This is a genomic window from Sphingomonas bacterium (assembly GCF_903644135.1).
Lineage (GTDB): Bacteria > Pseudomonadota > Alphaproteobacteria > Sphingomonadales > Sphingomonadaceae > Sphingomonas.
Map to the genome: position 1 here is coordinate 1 of NZ_CAHJXA010000281.1, position 3817 is coordinate 3817.

Annotated in this window: 6 protein-coding genes; 4 read left to right on the plus strand and 2 right to left on the minus strand. The window is 68.8% G+C overall.

Translation table 11 applies throughout. The annotated features are described in order from the left end of the window. From HUU96_RS12940 to phbB, 3 genes are all read left to right on the plus strand, one after another. A partial coding sequence (locus HUU96_RS12940) for a molybdopterin cofactor-binding domain-containing protein (RefSeq protein WP_174293176.1) occupies nt 1-367 on the plus strand: 367 nt, incomplete at its 5' end. Further along, nucleotides 364-1386, plus strand: a complete 1023-nt coding sequence (gene hemH / locus HUU96_RS12945) for a ferrochelatase (protein ID WP_174293177.1) — start codon at nt 364-366, stop codon at nt 1384-1386. The genes HUU96_RS12940 and hemH, both read left to right, overlap by 4 nt. Nucleotides 1387-1412: 26 nt before the next feature. Further along, nucleotides 1413-2135 carry an acetoacetyl-CoA reductase gene (phbB, locus tag HUU96_RS12950; RefSeq protein WP_174293178.1) on the plus strand — a complete coding sequence of 241 codons (723 nt, stop codon included), beginning with the start codon at nt 1413-1415 and terminating at the stop codon, nt 2133-2135. A gap of 237 nt (nt 2136-2372) precedes the next feature. Here phbB and HUU96_RS12955 read toward each other — a convergent pair whose 3' ends face one another. Both HUU96_RS12955 and rpmB read right to left on the minus strand, forming a co-directional pair. After that, a complete protein-coding gene (locus HUU96_RS12955) occupies nt 2373-2813 on the minus strand; it encodes a glycine zipper 2TM domain-containing protein (protein WP_174293179.1) in 441 nt (146 codons plus the stop codon). Nucleotides 2814-3009: 196 nt separating this feature from the next. Further along, nucleotides 3010-3303, minus strand: coding sequence for a 50S ribosomal protein L28 (gene rpmB / locus HUU96_RS12960; protein ID WP_174293180.1), 294 nt, complete (start codon nt 3301-3303; stop codon nt 3010-3012). 171 nt (nt 3304-3474) lie between these two features. Here rpmB and HUU96_RS12965 point away from each other — a divergent pair, with 171 nt between their 5' ends. Next, nucleotides 3475-3702 carry a hypothetical protein gene (locus HUU96_RS12965; RefSeq protein WP_174293181.1) on the plus strand — a complete coding sequence of 76 codons (228 nt, stop codon included), beginning with the start codon at nt 3475-3477 and terminating at the stop codon, nt 3700-3702. The last annotated feature ends 115 nt before the right edge of the window (nt 3703-3817 follow it).

The window sequence follows — 3817 nt, forward strand, 5'->3', positions numbered from 1 at the left end:
GGCGCATGTCGAGAACGGCCGGCCGGCGATCGACCGCCTCGTCGCCGCGGTCGATTGCGGGCGGCTGGTCAACCCCGACCTCGTCCGCCAGCAGGTCGAGGGCGGGTTGCTGTTCGGCATGGCGCAGGCGCTGGGCGTCGCCACCGGCCATGCCGGCGGGCTGGCGACGGTGCGCGGCTTCGATGCGCTGGGCCTGCCGGCGCTCGACGACACGCCCGACATCACCGTGGAGCTGATCCGCAGCGACGAGGCACCGGGCGGCGCGAGCGAGATCGGCGTGCCCGCCGTCGCCCCGGCGATCGCCAACGCATTGGCGAGCGTGACGGGTCGCCGCTGGCGCTCGCTTCCGCTACTCGCACCGGCATGACCTTACCCAACAGCCATCCGGCCATCCCCGCGCCGCGTGTCGGCGTCCTCCTCATCAATCTTGGCACGCCCGATGCCGCCGAGCCGCGCGCGGTGCGCCGCTATCTCACCGAGTTCCTGTCCGACCGCCGCGTGGTGGAGATCCCGCAGATCGTCTGGCAGCCCATCCTGCGCGGCGCGATCCTGACCACCCGGCCCAAAAAGTCCGCGCACGCCTATCGCCAGGTGTGGACGGAGGGCGGCTCGCCGCTCGCCGCCGTCACCCGCGCGCAGAGCGAGGCGCTGGCCGGCGCGTTCGGCGAGGCGGTGCTGGTCGACTGGGCGATGCGCTATGGCCGGCCGTCGATCGGCGACCGGCTGACCGCGATGCAGGCGGCGGGATGCGAGCGCATCCTGCTTGCGCCGCTCTACCCGCAATATTGCGCGGCAACAACCGCGACCGCCAACGACAAGGCGTTCGCGCATCTGGCGGCGCTGCGCTGGCAGCCGGCGATCCGCACCCTGCCGCCTTACTACGATCACCCGGTCTATATCGACGCGCTGAAGGCATCGGTCGAGGAGCAGCTGGCGGCCTTGCCCTTCACTCCCGACGCGGTTCTCGCCAGCTTCCACGGGATGCCGCAGCGGACGTTGCAGCTCGGCGATCCCTATCATTGCCACTGCCGCAAGACCGGACGGCTGCTCGCCGAGGCGCTGGCCCCGACCCTGGCGGGACGCGAGTTGCTGGTCAGCTTCCAGTCGCGCTTCGGCCGCGCCAAGTGGCTGGAACCGGCGACCGACACGATGCTGGCGGCGCTGCCGGCGCGGGGGGTGAAGAAGGTCGCGATCGTCGCGCCCGGCTTCTCCGCCGATTGCGTCGAGACGCTGGAGGAACTGGCGATCCGCGGCCGCGAGACCTTCCTCGACGCTGGTGGCGAGGCGTTCGCGGCGCTTGAGTGCCTCAACGCCTCGCCGACCGGCATCGCCATGCTGCGCAGCATTTTAGCACAAGAGCTTGCGGGCTGGGTCGACGCGCCATAGCGTCGGGCGACAATCAGGAGAGGCACATGGCACGGGTAGCGATCGTCACCGGCGGCACGCGCGGCATCGGCGAGGCGATCTGTCTCGCCTTGCGCGACATGGGCATGACCGTCGCCGCCAACTATGCCGGCAACGCCGACCGCGCGGCAGCCTTCACCAAGGCGACCGGCATCCGTGCGTTCCGCTGGGACGTTTCCGATCACGACGCCTGTCAGGCAGGCTGCACCGAGGTCGCCGAGACGCTGGGGCCGGTGGACGTACTGGTCAACAATGCCGGCATCACCCGCGACGGCACGATCATGAAGCTGAGCTACCAGGCGTGGAAAGAGGTGATCGACACCAATCTCGGCGGCTGTTTCAACATGGCCAAGGCGGTGTTTCCCGGGATGCGCGCGCAGAATTGGGGGCGGATCGTCAATATCGGTTCGATCAACGGCCAGGCCGGGCAATATGGCCAGGTCAACTATGCCGCCGCCAAGTCGGGCATCCACGGCTTCACCAAGGCGCTGGCGCAGGAGGGTGCGCGGGCAGGCGTGACGGTCAACGCAATCGCACCGGGCTATATCGACACCGACATGGTTGCGGCGGTGCCGGGCGAAGTGCTGGAGAAGATCGTCGCGCGCATCCCGGTTGGACGGTTGGGACAAGCGCAGGAGATCGCGCGAGGGGTGGCGTTCCTGTGTTCGGAGGAGGGCGGCTTCGTGACCGGATCGACGCTGAGCATCAACGGCGGGCAGCATATGTACTGACGGGCGCAGGCGAGCGTGCCGCGAGCCGGTGCGCAGCGCGCAGCGGCCCGTTACGGCCGGCGGGTCGGCTGTGGCCGAACCCGTCCGACGTCACGACGGCGGCTTTGCCCCTATCCCAGATAACAAGAGGGCTGACTCTCTTGCGAGAGCCAGCCCTCCGTCCTCGATACGCTACGCGAGGACCACTCACTGCCTGCTGCGGCGGCACCGGCCGTTCGGCCTGCGCCCTGCCGGTCGTCAGCGGCAGTATTCCGGATTGCTGGATTTCTCGACCGCGTGCCCGGCGAGCGCGCCGGCTCCCGCGCCGAGCACCGTGCCGACGGCCCGGTCGCCCCGCCCGGCGATGCCATGGCCAAGCAGACCGCCGGCCAGCGCGCCCAGGATGGTGCCGGTCGAGCCGTTGCTGCACCGCCGATCGCCGCGCGCGTCATAGCCGCGGCCATCGTAACGGCGCGGGTCATACCCACGCTGATCGTAACCGCGCCGGTCGTCGCGATAGCCGCGTTCGACCTGGTAATAGCCGTCGCGCGCATAATCCTGCTGGCGGTAGTCGTCGCGGTAGGGCTGCTCGTAACGCGGCTCGGGATAGCCATAGCCGTAGCGCTGCGCGCCGGCGGCCGGCGCGAGCGCGATGCTCGCCAGAGTAAATGCAGCGGCGACGAGCGGCTTGATGGTCATGACCCGGCTCCCGTATCGGCAGCCGGCGCGATTGCCGTCCGTCGATGGAGAGGGTCTAGGCGACTCGCTTTGAGCCAACCCTGAATGACGTCGTTATCGCGCGTTCAGGCAGCCGCAGGGCAGGCGCGACGGGCCCATGGCCAAACGGCCATCGGCGTCCGTCAGCGATGAGCGTTGTCGGCCAGTAGCCGAACGGTCAGGCGGCAGCCGCGCCGATCTTCTTGACCACGTCGCGCTTCAGCCGGCGCGCGCGCAGCGAGAGCTTGTCGTCGCCGGTCTTGACCAGCCAGTTGTCGAGGCCGCCATTATGCTCCACCGAGCGCAGCCCATGCGTCGACACCCGCAGCCGCACGCTCTTGGCGAGCGCGTCGGAGATCAGCGTCACGTTCTGCAGATTGGGCAGAAAGGTGCGCTTGGTCTTGTTGTTGGCGTGGGAAACATTGTTGCCCACCTGCCGGCCCTTGCCGGTCAGTTCGCAAATGCGCGACATGCGTTGGTCCTTCGAGTCGAATCTTGGTTCGCAGGCTGAGCCCAGGAAAGCGCGTGTCGATACGCGCGGGAGGCACCGGCGTCAACCGCTCCGGCTGGCGGCCGATGCAACCGCTTGTGTATTCGCGGCGTTGTTACGGCTACGAACTGTTAGTCGCGAAAGGGTTTGTCGATGCGTGCCTTGTTGACCTTGCTGGGGATCGCGATCCTGGTCGCCGTGGTGTTGATCTATCTGGGCTTCATCAATGTCGGCCAGACCCGGCCGGGCGTCGTTCAAGCACCGCAATTCCATGCCGATGTTGGCAAGGTGACGCTGGGCACCGAGAACAAGACGGTGGAGGTGCCGACGCTCAGCGTGCAGAAGCCCGCCGCCACCCCGACCGCGACGCCGCAGCAATAGCTTTACCGGTCCGGGCGACCGGGGCAGGACGGCGGCGATGTTCCCCGTCCCCGCCCCCATGCGCGCCGCGCTGGACGCAGCGCGCCAGGCCGCCGCCGCCGGGGAAGTGCCGGTT

Excerpts from the sequence above, each read along its gene's own strand:
- hemH (WP_174293177.1), top strand. The coding sequence starts at position 364 with ATGACCTTACCCAACAGCCATCCGGCCATCCCCGCGCCGCGTGTCGGC.
- phbB (WP_174293178.1), top strand. The coding sequence starts at position 1,413 with ATGGCACGGGTAGCGATCGTCACCGGCGGCACGCGCGGCATCGGCGAG.
- HUU96_RS12955 (WP_174293179.1), bottom strand. The coding sequence starts at position 2,813 with ATGACCATCAAGCCGCTCGTCGCCGCTGCATTTACTCTGGCGAGCATC.
- rpmB (WP_174293180.1), bottom strand. The coding sequence starts at position 3,303 with ATGTCGCGCATTTGCGAACTGACCGGCAAGGGCCGGCAGGTGGGCAAC.
- HUU96_RS12965 (WP_174293181.1), top strand. The coding sequence starts at position 3,475 with ATGCGTGCCTTGTTGACCTTGCTGGGGATCGCGATCCTGGTCGCCGTG.